The organism is Lysobacter niastensis (assembly GCF_015453285.1).
Classification (GTDB): Bacteria; Pseudomonadota; Gammaproteobacteria; order Xanthomonadales; family Xanthomonadaceae; genus Lysobacter_J; species Lysobacter_J niastensis.
The window spans coordinates 120,932-138,639 of the sequence record NZ_JADLZT010000005.1 but is presented as its reverse complement, the minus strand read 5'-3'; the positions used below and the strand labels follow the sequence as shown (position 1 = coordinate 138,639).

Below are 17,708 nucleotides of genomic sequence, written 5' to 3'. Positions count from 1 at the left end.
CGCGGGCCACGGCGGCGCTGCCCTGCCCGACCCACCCGTTCAACCCGCATCGGAGCGTTCGATGACAAGAAGCAAGCGGATCTACGTGCTGGATACCAACGTCCTGATGCACGACCCGACCGCACTGTTCAAATTCGAGGAGCACGATGTCTACCTGCCCATGCAGGTGATCGAGGAACTCGACAACGCCAAGAAAGGCAACTCCGAAGCCAGTCGCAACGCCCGCCAGGTCAGCCGCTTCCTCAACGAACTGATCGAGGCCGATGGCACCGCCACGATCCACGAGGGCATCACGCTCAGTCGCCCGCAGGGCCTGCAGCTGCGCGGCGCGCAGAGCATCGGCAAGCTGCGCTTCCAGACACGCGACTTCGATTCCGGCAAGCGCTTCGGCGCCGTGATCCCGGACAACCACATCCTCGGCTCGATCCTGTCGCTGAAGGAAACCGAGCCGGGCGTGCCGGTGGTGTTCATCTCCAAGGACATCAACCTGCGCATCAAGGCGTCGATCGCCGGGATCGTGTCCGAGGACTACGAGAACGACCGCGCCCTCGACGACTTCAGCCTGCTCTACACCGGCGCCACCGCGCTGCCGGAGGACTTCTGGCAGCGCCACGGCAAGGACCTGAAGTCGTGGACCGAGAAGGGCCGCACCTTCTACGAGATCGCGCGCCACGAAGACGACGACTGGTATCCCAACCAGTTCCTCTACCTGCCCGGCGACGACGAATCGGAACTGAAGGTCACCCGTCTCACCGACAGCCGCGCCACGCTGCAGATCGTCGACGACTACCGCCACAACCAGCACGCGGTGTGGGGCATCACCGCGCGCAACCGCGAGCAGAACTTCGCGCTCAACGCGCTGATGGACCCGGAGATCGACTTCGTCACCCTACTCGGCACCGCCGGCAGCGGCAAAACGCTGCTCGCGCTCGCCGCGGGTCTCGCGCAGACGATGGACCAGCAGCGCTATCGCGAGATCATCATGACCCGCGCCACGGTCAGCGTCGGTGAGGACATCGGCTTCCTGCCGGGCACCGAGGAAGAAAAGATGACTCCTTGGATGGGCGCGCTGACCGACAACCTGGAGGTGCTGACGCACAACCCGGACGGCGGCAGCTGGGGCCGCGCAGCGACCAATGACCTGCTCGCCAGCCGCATCAAGATCCGCTCGCTCAACTTCATGCGCGGCCGCACGTTCCTGAGCCGCTGGCTGATCCTCGACGAGGCGCAGAACCTCACGCCCAAGCAGATGAAGACGCTGATCACGCGCGCCGGCCCGGGCACGAAGATCGTCTGCCTGGGCAACGTCGAGCAGATCGATACGCCCTACCTGACCGAAACGACCTCGGGCCTAACCTACGCCGTCGATCGATTCAAGGGCTGGGAACACAGCGCCCACATCACGCTGCGTCGCGGCGAACGCTCGCGCCTCGCCGATCAGGCGTCGGAAGTGCTGTAACTCCCCGCGCACACGCCCCGCCCGGACTTCGCTCCGGGCGGTGGCTGCGCGACAATGCATTCACGACGGCCGCGACCGCGGCCGTTTCAGCATTGGGGGAAACCGTGATCTCGCGATTGCCGTCCTGGGTCTGGATTGGCGCCGCCAGCCTGGCGGTGGTGGCGGGCATGGTCAACGTCGTCGGCTTCCTCGGCTTCGAGCACCAGGCGGTCACCCACCTCACCGGCACCACCAGCCTGCTCGGCGCGAGCATCGCGCAGGGCCAGATGCGCCCGGCGCTGCACCTGCTGCTGCTGATCGCCGCGTTCGTTGGCGGCGCCGCCCTGAGCGGCGTGATCATCCAGGACAGCACACTCCGGCTTGGCCGCCGTTACGGAGTCGCACTGACAATCGAAGCCGTGCTGCTCGCCAGCGCCGTGCCGTTGTTCGAGCACCAGCAGATCGCCGGCGCGGCGCTGGCCGCGATGGCATGCGGCCTGCAGAACGCCATGACCGCGACCTACAGCGGCGCGCTGGTGCGCACGTCGCATCTCACCGGCATGTTCACCGACCTCGGTGTGTTCCTCGGTCATGCCTTGCGCGGCATGGCCGTGGACCGGCGCCGGCTGTCGCTGTGCCTGCTGATCATCTCCGGCTTCCTGCTTGGTGGTGTGATCGGCGCCTGGCTGTTTCCTCATCTCTCCTATCGCACGCTCTACGTGCCCGCGGTGCTGACAGGCACCACCGGCGTCGCCTATTTCGGCTATCGCCTGTGGCGGGGTCCGGCGGGCACACTGTCGCCATGAACGAACGCGCCACGCTCGCCCCCATCTCCGCCCTCACCATTGCCGGCTCCGATTCCGGCGGCGGCGCGGGCATCCAGGCCGACCTCAAGACGTTCGCCGCGCATCGCGTGCACGGGCTGAGCGCGATCGCCGCGCTGACCGCCCAGCACACGCGTGGAGTCACCGCCGTCGACGTGCCCGATGTCGGCTTCCTGCGTGCACAGATCGATGCCTGCTTCGACGACTTCGACATCGGCGCGGTCAAGCTCGGCATGCTCGCCAACGCCGAGGTCATCGCCACGGTCGCCGACGCACTGGAGCGGTACCAGCCGGTGCACGTCGTGCTCGACCCGGTGATGGTGGCGACGTCCGGCGCACGGTTGCTGGAACCGGCCGCGCTGGACGCCATGCGCACGCGCCTGATCCCGCTGGCGACGCTGGTCACGCCGAACCTGCCGGAGGCGGAGCTGCTGCTGCAGCAACAGATACCCGACGCCGCATCGATGCACGGCGCCGTTGCAGCGCTGCAACGCCTGGGCGCGCGCGCGGTGCTGCTGAAGGGAGGGCACCTGCCCGGGTCGGGTGACGTCGTCGACCTGTTCGCCGACGACGAGCGGATCAAGGCCATCGCGCATCCGCGCCTGCAACTGGAAGCCCACGGCACCGGCTGCACGCTGGCGTCGGCCGTGGCCGCCAACCTGTGCCTCGGCCGTTCCCTTGAGAGCAGCTGCGTGGCGGCCACCGACTATGTGCATGCCGCGTTACGAGGCGGTTATCGCCCCGGGCGCAGCGACATCGTCGTGCTCGATCATTTCGGTGCGGCTCCGCATGCCTGACGCGATGCAATCACTCGAACTGGAAGTGGCCGCCGATGACGGCCACCACTGGCACGTGCTGGCACGCATTCCGCCAGCGGCCAGGGCCAGCCTGCTGTGGCTGCCGGCGCTCGGCATCGCGGCCAGGCACTACCTGCCCTTCGCCGAAGCGCTGGCGGCGCGTGGCGTCGCGGTGTTCATCCACGAATGGCGCGGCCACGGCTCCAGCAGCCTGCGGGCGGATCGCCGCCACACCTGGGGCTACCGCGAACTGCTGACGCATGACCTGCCGGCCAGCGAGACACTGATCGAGAAGCAGGTCCCAGGCGCGCCGCGCATCATCGGCGGGCACAGCCTCGGCGGGCAGCTGGCGTGCTGCCGGCTCGCCCTGTCACCCAACACCGCGCAACAGCTTTGGCTGGTCGCCAGCGGCTCGCCGTACTGGCGCGTGTTTCCGTCGCCGACAAAGTTCTGGTTGCCGCTGGCGTACCGGTTCCTGCCGTGGCTGGCCCGACTGGAAGGCGCGCTCCCGGGCCGGCGTATCGGCTTCGGCGGACGCGAAGCGCGCGGCCTGATCCAGGACTGGGCCCGCAGCGGCCTCAGCGGGCGCTATGCCGCCGAGGGTCTCGACATCGACCTGGAAGCGGCGATGGGCGCACTGGTGGCCGACACGCGCGCCATCGCATTCGACCGCGACTGGCTGGGGCCGGAGAGTTCGCTGCGCTTCCTGCTTTCGAAGATGCGCCATGCGCCGCGGCACGTGGAGGTCTTCCACGAATCGCGCCTCGGCGCGCGCGCAGACCATTACGCGTGGATGAAGCAGCCCGGCGCGGTGGTCGATCGCCTGCTCGGCTGACCGCGCAGGTTTTACGGTGAATTTACGGAGCTGCCCTCGCCCGGCATAGAGGGTTTACGGGTGCTTTTCCAAGAATGACGGCGTGGCCGATCGGGCCTCTCATGTCATCTGGAAGACCGTTAATGACCCTGCAACTTTTCCGTTCGCGCGAAGCGACGGTTCCCCTCGTGTTCTCCGCCTGCGCTGGCGCCGCCCTGATGCTGGCTGCCAGTTCGGCCAGCGCCGCGACCGTGTCAGGCAATGCCGCGCTGACCTCCGATTACGTCTGGCGCGGCACCACGCAGACCCAGGGCGACCCGGCCGTGCAGGCCGGTTTCAAGCTGGCCGGCGATTCCGGCTTCTACGGCTCTGTCTGGGGCTCGAACGTCGAGTTCGCTCCCGACACGCATGCCAGCAGCGAACTCGACTTCACGATCGGCTGGGCCGGCAACATCAGCGACGACTTCGCGCTCGACGTCAACGTGCTTCGCTACCAGTACCCCTCGACCACGGTCGACCTCAACTGGACCGAACTCAACGGCACGCTGACCTACCGGAACAACTACTGGCTGTCGCTGGGCTATTCGCCCGAGGCGCTGGGCAGCGATGAAGACGGCATCTACTCGCAGGTCGGTGCCAGGTTTCCGATCAACGACGCGTTCCGCATCGAAGCCGCCGTCGGCTACTACTGGCTCGACGAGATCTACGACGACAGCTATCTGCACGGCCAGGTGAGCGCGGTGTGGGCGGTCAAGGCACCACTGGAGTTGCGCCTGACCGCGCACGCGACCGATTCCAACGCCGAAGACATCTTTGGCGACGACTTCGCCGGCGACCGCATCGAAGCGGCCGTGCAGGCGTCCTTCTGAGGAGACAGACATGCCCGGCTGGCTTGCCCTGATATGCAGCGTCGCGGTGGTCGTATCCGCCGCATACCTGCTGTACGTCGTTCTTCGACCCGAAGACTTCTGAGTAACGCACGATGATCGAGACCCTTCTTGTCTTCGTCCTGGCAATAGCCCTGGGCTGGCCGCTCGGACATTACCTCGCCCGCGTGATGCGCGGCGACCGCTCCAGGCTCGACCGCGTGTTCGGGCCGGTGGAACGCGTCATCTACAAGGCCATCGGCACCGACCCGGGTCGCGGAATGACCTGGCGCGGCTATGCCAAGGCCTTCGCGCTGAGCAACCTCGTGGTCGGGCTGGTGGTCTGGGTGCAGTTCATGACCCAGGCGTGGCTGCCGTTGAACCCCGACAGCATCCCGAACATGCGCTGGGACACCGCGCTGCACACGATGGTGTCGTTCCTGACCAACACCAACCAGCAGCACTACTCCGGCCAGGCGCAGCTGAGCTACCTGTCGCAGATGGTCGGCATCGTGGGCCTGCAGATCGTCACGCCGGTCATGGGCCTGGCGATCGTGGTGGCGACGCTGCGCGGGTTGTTTGGTGGGCGAACACCCGCAAGCTCGACCGACGACTCGTCGGTCGCGGGTGTGAGCGCCCGGCCAGGGATGGCCGGGCCGGCCGTTCCGAAGCCAGCATCGTCGCGCCATGGATGGCCGCAGGATCAAGCAACTCCCACGGATGCACGTCTAGCTGCCGATGGCGCCGATCGCGACCTCGGCAACTACTGGGTCGATGTCACGCGCGCCACGCTGCGCTTCATGTTGCCGCTGTGCCTGCTGTGGTCGGTGCTTCTGACCTGGCAGGGCGTGCCTTCGACATTGCAGGGCGGTCCGGCGATTGCACCGATCGACGCGACCGTCGAGATGAAGGAGCAGAAGATCCCGGTCGGTCCGGTTGCGCCGATGGTCGCCGCCAAGCAACTCGGCTCCAACGGCGGTGGCTGGTACGGCCCCAACAGCGCGGTGGCGCTGGAAAACCCGACGCCGCTGTCGAACCTGCTGGAGATGCTGGCGATCGTCCTGATCCCTATCGCCATCACGTTCATGGTCGGCCCGCTGGTCGGACGCCGCAGACTGACCGCGATGGTGTTCGGCACGATGTTGCTGATGTCGGTGACCACGACGGGCCTGTCGATGTGGTCCGAAGTGTTCTCTTCGACGAACCACGACATCGCATTGATGGAAGGCAAGGAGGTGCGGCTCGGCGCGGACAGCTCGGCGCTGTGGTCGTCGATCACCACCCAGGTCAACAACGGCTCGGTCAACGCGATGCACGACTCGCTGGCGCCGCTCAGCGGCGGCATGGCGATGGTGAACATGCTGATCAACTCGATCTGGGGCGGCATCGGCTGCGGCCTGCAACAATTCCTGGTCTATCTGCTGCTCGGCGTGTTCCTCGCCGGCCTGATGACCGGACGCACGCCTGAGCTCTTCGGCCGCAAGATCGAAGCCCCCGAAGTCCGGTTGCTGGCGTTGTTGATCCTGCTGCAGCCGCTGGTCGTGCTCGGCTTCAGCGCGGTCACGCTCGCCATTCCGTCGATCACCGGCAACTCCAACCCCGGCTTCCACGGCATCAGCCAGGTGTTCTACGAGTACACCTCGGCATTCGCCAACAACGGTTCGGGCTTCGAGGGGCTGGGCGATGCGACGACGTGGTGGAACCTGAGCTGTGCGGTGGTGCTCGCCCTCGGCCGCTACCCCGCGCTCATCGTGCCCCTGGCCGTGGCCGGCCTGCTGGCACGCAAGCGCGTGGCCCCCGAGAGCAGCGGCACGTTGCACGTGGAAACACCGACCTTCGCCCTGACGCTGATCGCCGTGATCGTGGTCCTGACGGTCCTGCAGTTCACGCCGGCGCTGGTCATGGGCCCCATTGCCGAACACCTGACTGTCTACAGTGCCGCCGCGGCGGCACCGTGAGGTAAAGAACGTGACTGATACCACTCAAACCCATCTCGGCACGGCCCGCCGCCAGGCGGTGGCCGGCCTCGACGCCGCCGTGTTGCGCACGACGCTGATCGACTCGTTCCGCAAGCTGTCGCCGCGACAGGCGGCCAGGAGCCCGGTCATCTTCGTCGTGCTGATCGGCACGCTGCTCTCCGCGCTGATCACGTTCGCCGTGCCGGGCAACTTCGCTTTCGGCATCGCGGTGACGGTGATCCTGTTCGTGACCGTGCTGTTCGCCAACTTCGCCGAAGCCATCGCCGAGGCGCGTGGTCGCGGCCAGGCGGCATCGCTGCGGGCGGCACGCCGTGACCTGGTCGCACGCCGCCTCAACGGCAAGACCCGCATCGGCGGCGAAACACGCGTCGCCGCCGCCACGCTGCGTCCGGACGACCACGTGATCGTCTCGGCGGGCGGACTGATCCCGGCCGATGGCGAGATCGTCGAAGGCGTCGCCACGATCAACGAAGCCGCTGTTACCGGCGAATCCGCGCCGGTGCTGCGCGAGGCCGGCACCGATCGTTCCGGCGTCATCGGCGGCACCAAGGTGCTGTCCGACGAGATCATCATCCGCGTAAGCGCCGAGCCGGGCCATAGCTTCCTAGATCGGATGATCGCGCTGGTCGAAGGCGCCAATCGCCAGAAGACGCCCAACGAGATCGCCCTCACCATGCTGCTGGCGGCGATGACGCTGACGTTCCTGATCGTCGTGGCCACCCTGCCCGCGCTGGCTGGCTTCGTCGGTGCGAAGCTCGACCCGCTTCTGCTGATCGCGCTGCTGGTATGCCTGATTCCGACCACGATCGGTGGCCTGCTGCCGGCCATCGGCATCGCCGGCATGAACCGTGCGCTCGCCGCCAACGTGCTGGCCAAGTCCGGCAAGGCAGTGGAAGTGGCCGGCGACGTCGACGTGCTGCTGCTCGACAAGACCGGCACGATCACCTACGGCGACCGTCAGGCCACCGCCTTCCATCCGCTCGCCGGCATCGACATGAGCCAGCTTCGCGACGCGGCGCTGCTCTCTTCGCTCGCCGACCCGACGCCGGAAGGCAAGTCGATCGTGCGGCTGGCCCGCGAGATGAAGAGCACCGTGCCGGAACCGGAAGTGGCGAACTACATGCAGTTCACCGCGCAGACCCGCATGTCCGGGTTGGACCTGCCGGCCGAAGGCGGCAACCGCGTGATCCGCAAGGGCGCGGGCGATGCGATCTCACGCCACGTGCAATCCCTGGGCGGTCAGGTCGCGCCGGAACTGTCCGCGCGCATCGAACAGGTCGCCCGTGGCGGCGCCACGCCGCTGGTGGTGTCCGAAGGCCGGCATGTACTCGGTGTGGTCGAGCTGTCGGACGTGGTCAAGCACGGCGTCAAGGAGCGCTTCGCGCGGCTGCGTGCGATGGGCATCCGCACGGTGATGATCACCGGCGACAACCCGCTCACGGCTGCCGCCATCGCCGCCGAAGCGGGCGTCGACGACTACATCGCCGAGGCCAGGCCCGAGGACAAGCTGGCGCGCATCCGCGCCGAGCAGGCCGGCGGCCGCCTGATCGCGATGGTCGGCGACGGCACCAACGACGCGCCGGCGCTGGCGCAGGCCGACGTCGGCCTGGCGATGAACTCCGGCACGCAAGCGGCCAAGGAGGCAGGCAACATGGTCGATCTCGACAGCGATCCGGCCAAGCTGCTGGCCGTGGTCGAGGTCGGCAAGCAGCAGCTGATCACGCGCGGCGCGCTGACCACGTTCTCGCTGGCCAACGATGTGTCGAAGTACTTCGCGATCCTGCCGGCACTGTTCGCGGCCGCGATCCCGCAGATGGCCGCGCTGAACGTGATGCACCTGTCGAGCCCGACCAACGCAGTACTGGCGGCGCTGGTGTTCAACGCAATCATCATCCCGGCACTGATTCCACTCGCATTGAAAGGCGTGCGCTTCAAGCCCGCCAGCTCGGTCGCGCTGCTGCGCCGGAACATGCTCGTCTACGGCGTGGGCGGCGTGCTGCTGCCGTTCGCCGGCATCAAGCTGATCGATCTCGCCCTCGTGGCACTGGGGTTCTGACATGACTTCGCTGACTTCCACCTCCATCGCTCCTCCCGCCGCTCGCGCGGATGTGCTCGAGGACGGCACCACCGTTCGTGCGAGCCTCGTGTTCGCCGGTGTGATCCTGCTGGGCTTCGGCTTCCTGTACTCGCTGGCGGGTGCCGGGCTGGGGCGCGTGCTGTTCCCGCACCAGGCCACAGGCAGCATCGTGACCGTCGACGGCAAGGCGCGCGGCTCCGAGCTGGTGCCGCAGCCCTTCGGAGATGCGCGCTATTTCCAGCCGCGTCCGTCGGCCGCCAACTACGACCCGATGGCCGCCGCCGGCAGCAACATGGCGCGCAGCAATCCGGACCTGCGCAAGCGCATCGACGAGCTGACGCAGGCGGTTGCCACGCGCGAAGGCATCGCACCAGCGCAGGTGCCGGGCGAACTGGTCACGCAGTCCGGCAGTGGCCTCGATCCGCACCTGTCGCCACTCGGCGCGCAGGTGCAGGCCGCGCGCGTCGCCAGGGCACGTGACCTGGACGTCGCGTCGGTCGAGCGGCTGATCGCCGAACATACCGAAGCGCCGCAGTTCGGCGTGCTGGGCCAGCCGCGCGTCAACGTGCTCGAACTCAACCTGGCGCTGGACGGTGCACAGGCGACGCGCTGACGACGGCCACGTGCCAGGACAGGACCGGGGCGGCGAACGCGGCCCCGGGCCTCGTCGCGTTTCCGAGACGATGCATGCCACGAGCGCACGGCCCATGTCCTATAAGCTGGCTCCGCGACCCTCCAACCCAGAGTGCATGGCGAGTAGCGCCCCATGATCGAACGCAATGCACAGGCAGACGCCCTCATCGGCGAGCTGCAACGCCAGGGAGCCGGTCGCCTGACCATCTTCCTCGGCGCCGCGCCCGGGGTCGGCAAGACCTACACCATGCTCGCGCGCGCGCGCGAACTGCAGCGCCGAGGCCTGGATGTCGTCGTTGGCCTGGTCGAAACCCACGGCCGCGCCGAAACCGAGGCGCTGCTCGACGGCCTGGAGGTGCTGCCGCGCAAGCGCATCGACTACGTCGGGCAGGACGGACGTGGACGGGTGATGGAGGAACTCGACCTCGACGCCCTGCTCGCCCGCAAACCCAAGCTCGCGCTGGTGGACGAACTGGCGCACCGCAACGTACCCGGCAGCCGCCACGAGCGGCGCTGGCAGGACGTGATCGAACTGCTCGATGCCGGCATCGACGTCCATACCACGATCAACATCCAGCACCTTGAAAGCCTCAACGACGTCGTGCACCGGATCACCGGCGTGCGCGTTTCCGAAACCGTGCCCGATGCCGTGTTCGACCGGCTCCGCGACATCGTCCTGGTCGACCTGCCGCCGCGCGAGCTGATCGAACGCCTGCAGCAAGGCAAGGTCTATGTTCCGGAACAGGCCGCACACGCGCTGCAGGCGTTCTTCTCGCCGAGCAACCTCACCGCGCTGCGCGAGCTGGCGATGCAGACCGCGACCGACCGCGTCGACAGCGACCTGCGCGAAGCGCAGACCGCGCGCGGGCTTCCCGGCGTGCCGCTGCGGCGTACGGTGCTGCTCGCCATCGACGGGCTGGGGCAGTCGGAGTACCTGGTGCGTGTCGCGCGCCGACTGGCGGAACGCCGCGACGCGCCCTGGACCGTGGTCAACGTGCAGATCGCCCGCGTACCGGACGAAGCGCAACAGCTCGAGCTCGACCGGGCCTTCGCGCTGGCCCGGCGACTGGGCGGCGACACCGCGGTCCTGCATGGCAACAGCATCGTCGACGCGCTGCTCGACCATGCCTCGCGTATCGGCGCCAGCACGATTGTCCTGGGCCGAACGCGCGAGCGTCCTGTTGCGCGGATGTTCAACCGCACGCTGACGCAGCAGCTGATCCAGCGCGGCGCGCACTATGAACTCACCATCGTCAGCACGCCGGAGGCGCGCGCCAAGGCGCGGCGCTCTTCGCGCGGATTCGGCGAACACCTCGGGCGTAGCGACGCGCTGCTGGCGGTGACCTCAGCCACACTGGCCACCGCGCTGGCCTGGATCGCCGAGCGCTGGATCGGCCTGGACGACCTGTCGCTGGTGTTCATCGTCGCGGTGGTGCTGGTGGCCGCGCGCACGCGCATGACCGCCGCGGTCATCGCCGCGGTCCTGTGCTTCCTCGCCTACAACTTCTTCTTCATCGAGCCGCGCTTCACGCTGATGATCAGTGCGCGGCAGGGCGTCACCACGGTGCTGCTGTTCCTGGTCGCCGCGCTGGTTGCGGGACGGCTGGCGTCGAAGCTGCGCATGCAGGTGCTGGCCCTGCGCGCCGCCAACGCGCAGGCCAACGCAATGCAGACGCTGAGCCGCCAGCTCGCCACCGCGGCCGACCTGGGCCAGGTGGTGCAGGCCGGACGCGATGCGCTGCGCCGTTCGCTGGGCACCGACGTGATGATCCGCCTCGGTAGCGGGCCGATCCGGCTCAGCGACGGCACGCCACCGCTGAGCGACATGGATCGTGCAGCGGCGGACTGGGCGCAGCGCCACCGCCAACCGGCCGGGCACTACACCGACACGCTCGCCGGTTCGGAATGGTGGTTCCTGCCGCTGGCCATCGAAGGCGGCGAAGGGGGCGTCATCGGCCTGCGCTTTCCCGCCGGCATGCACCGGCTTGGCCTGGAGCAGCGCCGCCTCGCTGAAGCGATGGCCGAGGACATAGCGCAGGCCGTCGTCCGCACGCGCCTGGTCGCCGATCTGGAAGACGCGCGCGTCGGCAACGAGACCGAGCGCCTGCGCTCGGCATTGCTGTCGTCGGTCTCGCACGACCTGCGCTCACCGCTGGCGGCGATCATCGGCGCCGCCAGCAGCCTCGACAGCTACGCCGACGCGATGAGCGCGCACGACCGCCACGACCTGCTCGACACCATCCGCGTCGAGGGCGAGCGCCTGGACCGTTACATCCAGAACCTGCTCGACATGACGCGCCTGGGACATGGCGGCCTCACCCTCAATCGCGACTGGATCGGCGTGGACGAACTGATCGGTTCGGCAGTCACCCGCTTGCAGCGTTACGAACCGGGCGCGCGTTTCGACGTCACGGTCGAACCGGACCTGCGCGCGATCTGGGTACACCCGGCACTGGTCGAGCAGGCTCTGTTCAACGTGCTGGAGAACGCCGCGAAGTTCTCGCCGCGGGGCGAGTCCATCCACGTCGACGCGCGCGACGTGGACGGTCAACTGCGCATCGAAGTCGGCGACCGCGGCCCGGGCATCCCCGAGGATGAGCGCAAGCGTATCTTCGACATGTTCTACAGCGTGGAACGCGGCGACCGCGGGCGCCAGGGCACGGGCCTGGGGCTGGCGATCTGCCAGGGCATGATCGGTGCGCACGGCGGCAGCGTCGAAGCGCTGCCGGGGCGCATCGTCGAGGGGGAGGGTCGCCGCGGCACCACGATCCGCATTACCCTGCCCCGCATCGAGCCTTCCCCGCCTGCCGTGCAACGATGACCGACGACCACGCGCCCCCGCCAAGCGGTCCGGCGTCCGCCACGCCGCCCGCGCGCATCCTGGTGATCGACGACGAGCCGCAGATCCGCAAGTTCCTCGACATCAGCCTGCGTGCGCAGGGCTATGCGGTGGAGACGCGCGACACCGGTAGCGGCGGACTGGAGGCGTTGGCGACCCACGGCGCCGACCTGGTGGTGCTCGACCTCGGTCTGCCCGACCGCGACGGCCACGACGTGCTGCGCGAACTGCGCCAGTGGTCGCAAGTGCCGGTCATCCTGCTGACGGTACGGGCGCACGAAGGGGAAAAGGTCGCCGGCCTCGACGAAGGCGCCAACGACTACGTGACCAAGCCGTTCGGCGTGCAGGAACTGATGGCCCGCATCCGCGTACTGCTGCGCGCGCACGCCACATCAGGCGAAGCCCTGCCGGTGTACGACGACGGCCGCCTGCACATCGACCTGGCGCGCCGCGAAGTGCGCCTTGACGGAGCGGTCGTCGCGCTGGGAAGAAAGGAATACGCACTGCTGGCGCTGTTGCTGCAGCATGCGGGCCGCGTCGTTACCCAGCCGCAACTGCTGCGCGAACTGTGGGGACCGACCCACCAGCACGATACGCACTACCTGCGCATCCTCGTCGGCAAACTGCGCCACAAGCTGGGCGACGATGCCGCCGCCCCGCGCTGGATCGCCACCGAGCCAGGCGTCGGCCTGCGTTTCATCCAGCACGACTGACTCGGCGAGGACGGCGGCCGTCAGGAGAGCGTCACCTGCGCACGCGCATAGGCCCGCGGACTCATGCCGGTCGTGCGGCGGAACGTGCGGGTGAAATGGCTCTGGTCGAAGAATCCGAGCTCCGCGGCGATGTCGGCGATGCGCGTATCGCCATCGGCAAGCAGGCCGCGAGCGCGTTCGATGCGCATGCGCAACAGGAACGCCATCGGACTGCATCCGGTGCTCTGGCGGAAACGCCTGGCGAAATGGAACCGGCTCATGCAGGCCACGCGCGCCAGCGACTCCAGGCTGATGCTTTCTCCAATGTGCGTGGCCATGTAGTCGTGGATGCGTAGCACGGTGCCTTGCGGCAAGCCCTGCTTCCAGCGCGAGTGGACACGGACATCGTCCGGCGCTTCCTGCGGCACGGCAACCGCCGCGCATTCGCGCGCGTCTACCGGCGTGTTCCAGGAAACGTCGAACGTGTCCATCGGAGCCTCCTCGTCGATGCATGGCCGTGGCGCGGACAGACAGGCATCCTCTCCATTGGATGCGTGAAGCCCCATGCCTCGAACGGGTGATGCCACTCCAATGCGGCAGCACCGCCCGACGCGCGGTCCGTTGCGGCTGAATGCGGGTTGGTTTCGTGCAGGCGATCGGTGCCGCCTGTCTGGATCGAACGCACTAACGGGCCCAAGTAGGAAGGGCGGGTGCGAAAAAGAGCGTGAAGCGCCCGCACTGGCATACAAGACGGCCTCTTCACGCGGGTCGAACATGCGCGTTCATTCCTGCCTCCGCCGGACGCCTCCCATGCCCACCTACCCCGCCGGCCATACCGCCCTGCTGTTCGTGGACCCGTACAACGATTTCCTGGCCGACGGCGGCAAGCTGTGGCCGCGGGTCGCCGCCGTCGCGGAATCCGTGGGGCTGCACGGCAACCTCAAGCGGATCGTGGCGGCGGTGCGCGCCGCTGGGCTCCCCGTGTTCATCGTTCCGCACCACCGCTCCGAACCGGACGACTTCGCCGGATGGGACCACCCGACGCCGTACCAGCTCGGTACCGCGAAAGGCCAGGTCTTCGCCAAGGGCAGCTGGGGCGGCGAATGGTTCCCCGAGTTCGCGCCGCAACCGGGCGACACGATCGTCAAGGAGCACTGGGGCGGCAGCGGCTTCGCCAACACGGACCTCGATTTCCTGCTGAAACAGAAGCGGATCAGCCACGTGATCCTGGTCGGCCTGATCGCCAATACCTGCATCGAGTCCACCGGCCGCTTCGCCACCGAACTGGGCTACCACGTCACGCTGGTGCGCGACGCCACCGCGGCGTTCAGCCCGGAAGCGATGCATGCCGCGCACGAGATCAATGCCCCGTCCTTCGCCCATGCGATATTCACGACCGATCAGTTGCTGGAAGCGCTACAGGGCGTGAACGCCTGATCCGGGGCGTGGCCGCCGCGGGCACGGAACCACGTTGTTTCGGTCCACCGGGGCGAATCACCCGGAGAAGCCCTGGGGAGGGCGTCATGTTAGGCATCACACCGTTCGGCATGGTCCATACCGTGATCAGCCTGGTCGCGGTCGCCGCTGGCGTGGCAGCCCTCGTGCGTTACGGGGAAATCGGCTCGCGAACGTTCTCCGGCCGCGTCTACCTGGTCATGACGGTGCTGACCTGCCTGACGGGCTTTTTCATCTTCCGCCACGGCGGATTCGGCAAGCCGCACGCGCTCGGCATCCTGACGCTGATGGTGCTGGCCATCGCCTGGTGCGCCGAGCACTGGAACTGGTTCGGACGCGCATCGGCGTATGTGTCGGTGGTCGGATACTCGTTGACACTGTTCTTCCACATGATTCCGGCCATCACCGAAACCGCCACGCGGGTGCCGGTGGGGCAGCCGTGGGCCTCCGGGCCGGAAGCGCCGGTGGTCCAGACGGGCGTGGCGATAGCCTTCCTCGTGTTCCTGATGGGGGCGGTGCTGCAGGTTCGCCGCATCATCCTGGCCCGCCGCCGCGCCGGCAGCGCCGGTCCGGTGCGGCCAGCCGTGCGCTAGGCCTGTTCTTCCTGCGACCGGAGGGAGTCCAGTCGGACGCGGGGATGACAACGGCTATTCCAGACCTTCCCTGCCGTAGTTCACCCTCTTCACGCGCTGCGGCGCGTTGCTCATCGCCGCAACCGTACTTCTGCGCGGCGCCCCCTCAGGCCTGGGCGATGTTGCCCCGGCGCCGCGTGCGCAGGGCGGGAATCCGCCGCACGCGCTCCAGTGCGCGATACCCGTCCGGGTTGCTCATCTGCCAGTTCCAGGCGTCGCGGCACATCGCGTCCAGGTCCAGCTCGGTGCGCCAGCCCAGCGTCGACGCCGCCAGCGTGGGGTCGGCATAGATCGTTGCCACGTCACCGGGACGCCGCTCGACGATCTCGTATGGAATCTCGCGACCGCAGGCCTGTTCGAAGGCGCGCAGCAGCTGCAGCACGCTGATGCCCTGGCCGGTGCCGAGGTTCACCGTGAGGTTGCGGCCGGTATCGGCGAGGTACTCCAGCGCATCGGCATGCGCGCGCGCCAGGTCCAGCACATGCAGGTAATCGCGCACGCCGGTGCCATCCGCCGTCGGGTAGTCGTTGCCGAAGATGCGCAGCTGCTCGCGACGCCCGACCGCCACCTGGCAGATGTAGGGCATCAGGTTGTTGGGAATCCCGGACGGATCCTCGCCGATCAGGCCCGACGGATGTGCGCCGACCGGATTGAAGTAACGCAGGCAGGCCGCGGTGAACATCGGGTCGGACGCGCAGAGGTCGCCGATCAGCTGCTCGATCATCGCCTTGGTGCGGCCATAGGGGTTGCACGGCTGTACCGCCGCGGCTTCGTCCAGCGGCACCTGCTGCGGATCCCCGTAGACCGTCGCCGAGGAACTGAACACGATTCGCCGCACCTTGGCCCGGACCATCGCCTGCAGCAGGGCGATGCTGCCGCAGACGTTGTTCTCGTAGTAGTCGAGCGGACGCTCGCAGGATTCGCCGACCGCCTTGAGCGCGGCGAAATGCACCACGGCGTCGAAGCGGTAGGTGGAGAACAACGTGTTCAGCGCCTCGTGGTCGCGCAGGTCGACACGATGCGATGCGATCACCTTCTGGGTCAGGCGGCCAAGCCGCTGCAGCACCAGTGGCGAGCTGTTGACGAAATTGTCCGCGATGACGATCTGATGACCGCGCTCGGCCAGCACCACGCAGGTGTGGCAGCCGATGTAGCCCGCACCGCCGGTCACCAGAATTCGCATCGGGCTCGCCTCCTTTTCGGTCTCCATCAACACAACGCAGAAACCCGTGCTTGCCGGTAACCGGCAACTTTCACGTTCTGTCCCGATACAGGGGACATCGAACCGGCACGAGCCATCTGTCCGCCTTCGGGCACGCGTCGCGTGCTCATCTCCCGAAGACTGCCGCCAGACCGGAGAACGTGACGCGATGACCGCCCCGCTGCCTTCCATGGACCGGATCCGTATTGCGGTAGTCGGCCTGGGCTATGTCGGCCTGCCACTGGCCGTGGCGTTCGGCCGCCAGTTCCCGACGCTGGGGTTCGACATCAATGCTGAACGCGTCGCCGAACTGGAACGCCAGCACGACCACACGCTCGAAGTCTCCACCGAGGAACTCCGCTCGGCGACGAAGCTGACGTACTCCAGCCAGGCTGAACCGCTGGCGGCTTGCAACGTGTTCATCGTGACCGTGCCGACGCCCATCGACGAGTTCAAGCGTCCGGATCTGCGTCCACTGGAATCTGCAAGCCGCACGGTGGGCCGCGCGATCGCGCCGGGCGGCGTCGTGGTCTACGAATCGACCGTCTATCCGGGCGCCACCGAAGAGGTGTGCGTGCCGATCATCGAGCGCGAGTCCGGGCTGCGCTTCAACCAGGATTTCTACGCGGGCTACAGCCCCGAACGGATCAACCCCGGAGACCAGGAGCACCGCCTGGAGACGATCCGCAAGGTCACTTCCGGCTCCACGCCCGAGGCCGCGGAGTTCGTCGATGCGTTGTACCGCCGCATCGTCACCGCGGGCACCCACAAGACCTCCAGCATCCGCGTCGCCGAGGCCGCCAAGGTCATCGAGAACATCCAGCGCGACGTCAACATCGCGCTGATCAACGAACTGGCGATGATCTTCCACCGCCTCGACATGGACACGCACGAAGTCCTGCAGGCCGCCGGTACCAAGTGGAATTTCCTGCCTTTCCGGCCCGGCCTGGTCGGCGGCCACTGCATTGGCGTGGATCCCTACTACCTGACCCACAAGGCCCAGCAGATCGGCCACCACCCCGACATGATCCTTGCCGGCCGCCGCATCAACGACGGCATGGGCGGCTACGTCGCGCGCCGGCTGGTGCGCCTGATGTCCAAGCGCAACGGCAAGGCGGCCCCGAAGCGGGTGCTGGTTCTGGGCCTGGCGTTCAAGGAGAACTGCCCGGACCTTCGCAATACCAAGGTCGTCGACATCATCAACGAACTGCGCGGATTCCACGCGCTGGTCGACGTGTACGACCCGTGGGTCAGCGCGGAACACGCGCATGCCGAATACGGCATCGACCTGGTGTCAGACCCCGACCCCGGCAAGTACGACGCCGTCATCCTGGCCGTCGCCCATCGCGAGTTCGTCGAACTCGGCATCGACGGCATCCGCGCCTACGGCACGCCCGACGCGGTGCTGTTCGACGTCAAGGGCGCGTTTCCGCGCGCCAGCGTCGACGGCTGCCTGTAAAG

At 67.7% G+C, this 17,708-nt stretch carries 16 protein-coding genes; 14 read left to right on the top strand and 2 right to left on the bottom strand.

What is annotated here, in order from left to right; genetic code table 11:
* Positions 1-61: 61 nt before the first annotated feature.
* The 11 genes from IU514_RS09845 (at position 62) to IU514_RS09795 (ending at position 12,980) form a co-directional block, all read left to right on the top strand.
* The gene (locus tag IU514_RS09845; RefSeq protein ID WP_194930944.1) at positions 62-1,459 is read left to right on the top strand and encodes a PhoH family protein; all 1,398 of its coding nucleotides are present in this window, start codon (positions 62-64) and stop codon (positions 1,457-1,459) included.
* A gap of 104 nt (positions 1,460-1,563) precedes the next feature.
* Positions 1,564-2,244 carry a YoaK family protein gene (locus IU514_RS09840; RefSeq protein WP_194930943.1) on the top strand — a complete coding sequence of 227 codons (681 nt, stop codon included), beginning with the start codon at positions 1,564-1,566 and terminating at the stop codon, positions 2,242-2,244.
* The gene (gene thiD, locus IU514_RS09835) at positions 2,241-3,059 is read left to right on the top strand and encodes a bifunctional hydroxymethylpyrimidine kinase/phosphomethylpyrimidine kinase (protein WP_194930942.1); all 819 of its coding nucleotides are present in this window, start codon (positions 2,241-2,243) and stop codon (positions 3,057-3,059) included. The genes IU514_RS09840 and thiD overlap by 4 nt, the downstream gene beginning before the upstream one ends.
* The gene (locus IU514_RS09830; RefSeq protein ID WP_228760627.1) at positions 3,052-3,894 is read left to right on the top strand and encodes an alpha/beta hydrolase family protein; all 843 of its coding nucleotides are present in this window, start codon (positions 3,052-3,054) and stop codon (positions 3,892-3,894) included. Before thiD ends, IU514_RS09830 begins: the two co-directional genes overlap by 8 nt.
* A gap of 122 nt (positions 3,895-4,016) precedes the next feature.
* Entirely contained in the window at positions 4,017-4,742 is a 726-nt protein-coding gene (locus tag IU514_RS09825) for a TorF family putative porin (protein ID WP_194930941.1), read from the top strand.
* 10 nt (positions 4,743-4,752) lie between these two features.
* Complete coding sequence (locus tag IU514_RS09820; RefSeq protein ID WP_194930940.1) at positions 4,753-4,845, top strand: potassium-transporting ATPase subunit F; 93 nt, start codon at positions 4,753-4,755, stop codon at positions 4,843-4,845.
* Between the two features lie 10 nt (positions 4,846-4,855).
* The gene (gene kdpA, locus IU514_RS09815) at positions 4,856-6,697 is read left to right on the top strand and encodes a potassium-transporting ATPase subunit KdpA (protein ID WP_194930939.1); all 1,842 of its coding nucleotides are present in this window, start codon (positions 4,856-4,858) and stop codon (positions 6,695-6,697) included.
* A 10-nt stretch (positions 6,698-6,707) separates the two neighbouring features.
* Positions 6,708-8,774 (top strand): potassium-transporting ATPase subunit KdpB, encoded by a 2,067-nt coding sequence (kdpB, locus tag IU514_RS09810; protein WP_194930938.1) that lies wholly within the window; start codon positions 6,708-6,710, stop codon positions 8,772-8,774.
* Between the two features lies 1 nt (position 8,775).
* Positions 8,776-9,408 (top strand): potassium-transporting ATPase subunit KdpC, encoded by a 633-nt coding sequence (kdpC, locus tag IU514_RS09805; RefSeq protein ID WP_194930937.1) that lies wholly within the window; start codon positions 8,776-8,778, stop codon positions 9,406-9,408.
* Positions 9,409-9,561: 153 nt separating this feature from the next.
* Positions 9,562-12,249, top strand: a complete 2,688-nt coding sequence (locus IU514_RS09800; protein ID WP_194930936.1) for a sensor histidine kinase — start codon at positions 9,562-9,564, stop codon at positions 12,247-12,249.
* Complete coding sequence (locus IU514_RS09795) at positions 12,246-12,980, top strand: response regulator (RefSeq protein WP_194930935.1); 735 nt, start codon at positions 12,246-12,248, stop codon at positions 12,978-12,980. Before IU514_RS09800 ends, IU514_RS09795 begins: the two co-directional genes overlap by 4 nt.
* A 20-nt stretch (positions 12,981-13,000) precedes the next feature.
* On the opposite strand, the gene IU514_RS09790 is transcribed toward IU514_RS09795, so the two are convergent.
* Positions 13,001-13,450 (bottom strand): helix-turn-helix domain-containing protein, encoded by a 450-nt coding sequence (locus IU514_RS09790; RefSeq protein ID WP_194930934.1) that lies wholly within the window; start codon positions 13,448-13,450, stop codon positions 13,001-13,003.
* Positions 13,451-13,769: 319 nt separating this feature from the next.
* On the opposite strand from IU514_RS09790, the gene IU514_RS09785 reads away from it, so the two are divergent.
* Both IU514_RS09785 and IU514_RS09780 read left to right on the top strand, forming a co-directional pair.
* The gene (locus IU514_RS09785) at positions 13,770-14,396 is read left to right on the top strand and encodes a cysteine hydrolase family protein (protein ID WP_194930933.1); all 627 of its coding nucleotides are present in this window, start codon (positions 13,770-13,772) and stop codon (positions 14,394-14,396) included.
* A gap of 86 nt (positions 14,397-14,482) precedes the next feature.
* Positions 14,483-15,007 (top strand): hypothetical protein, encoded by a 525-nt coding sequence (locus tag IU514_RS09780; protein ID WP_194930932.1) that lies wholly within the window; start codon positions 14,483-14,485, stop codon positions 15,005-15,007.
* A 145-nt stretch (positions 15,008-15,152) separates the two neighbouring features.
* On the opposite strand, the gene galE is transcribed toward IU514_RS09780, so the two are convergent.
* A complete protein-coding gene (gene galE, locus IU514_RS09775) occupies positions 15,153-16,229 on the bottom strand; it encodes a UDP-glucose 4-epimerase GalE (protein ID WP_194930931.1) in 1,077 nt (358 codons plus the stop codon).
* Positions 16,230-16,416: 187 nt separating this feature from the next.
* Between galE and IU514_RS09770 the strand changes: the two genes are divergently transcribed.
* On the top strand, positions 16,417-17,706 hold the full coding sequence (locus IU514_RS09770; RefSeq protein WP_324187810.1) for a nucleotide sugar dehydrogenase: 1,290 nt from the start codon (positions 16,417-16,419) through the stop codon (positions 17,704-17,706).
* Positions 17,707-17,708 lie beyond the last annotated feature (2 nt).

What these genes read in the sequence shown, in the direction of transcription:
- IU514_RS09845 (WP_194930944.1), top strand. Translation starts at nt 62, where the DNA reads ATGACAAGAAGCAAGCGGATCTACGTGCTGGATACCAACGTCCTGATG.
- thiD (WP_194930942.1), top strand. Translation starts at nt 2,241, where the DNA reads ATGAACGAACGCGCCACGCTCGCCCCCATCTCCGCCCTCACCATTGCC.
- IU514_RS09830 (WP_228760627.1), top strand. Translation starts at nt 3,052, where the DNA reads ATGCCTGACGCGATGCAATCACTCGAACTGGAAGTGGCCGCCGATGAC.
- IU514_RS09825 (WP_194930941.1), top strand. Translation starts at nt 4,017, where the DNA reads ATGACCCTGCAACTTTTCCGTTCGCGCGAAGCGACGGTTCCCCTCGTG.
- IU514_RS09820 (WP_194930940.1), top strand. Translation starts at nt 4,753, where the DNA reads ATGCCCGGCTGGCTTGCCCTGATATGCAGCGTCGCGGTGGTCGTATCC.
- kdpA (WP_194930939.1), top strand. Translation starts at nt 4,856, where the DNA reads ATGATCGAGACCCTTCTTGTCTTCGTCCTGGCAATAGCCCTGGGCTGG.
- kdpC (WP_194930937.1), top strand. Translation starts at nt 8,776, where the DNA reads ATGACTTCGCTGACTTCCACCTCCATCGCTCCTCCCGCCGCTCGCGCG.
- IU514_RS09800 (WP_194930936.1), top strand. Translation starts at nt 9,562, where the DNA reads ATGATCGAACGCAATGCACAGGCAGACGCCCTCATCGGCGAGCTGCAA.
- IU514_RS09795 (WP_194930935.1), top strand. Translation starts at nt 12,246, where the DNA reads ATGACCGACGACCACGCGCCCCCGCCAAGCGGTCCGGCGTCCGCCACG.
- IU514_RS09790 (WP_194930934.1), bottom strand. Translation starts at nt 13,450, where the DNA reads ATGGACACGTTCGACGTTTCCTGGAACACGCCGGTAGACGCGCGCGAA.
- IU514_RS09785 (WP_194930933.1), top strand. Translation starts at nt 13,770, where the DNA reads ATGCCCACCTACCCCGCCGGCCATACCGCCCTGCTGTTCGTGGACCCG.
- IU514_RS09780 (WP_194930932.1), top strand. Translation starts at nt 14,483, where the DNA reads ATGTTAGGCATCACACCGTTCGGCATGGTCCATACCGTGATCAGCCTG.
- galE (WP_194930931.1), bottom strand. Translation starts at nt 16,229, where the DNA reads ATGCGAATTCTGGTGACCGGCGGTGCGGGCTACATCGGCTGCCACACC.
- IU514_RS09770 (WP_324187810.1), top strand. Translation starts at nt 16,417, where the DNA reads ATGACCGCCCCGCTGCCTTCCATGGACCGGATCCGTATTGCGGTAGTC.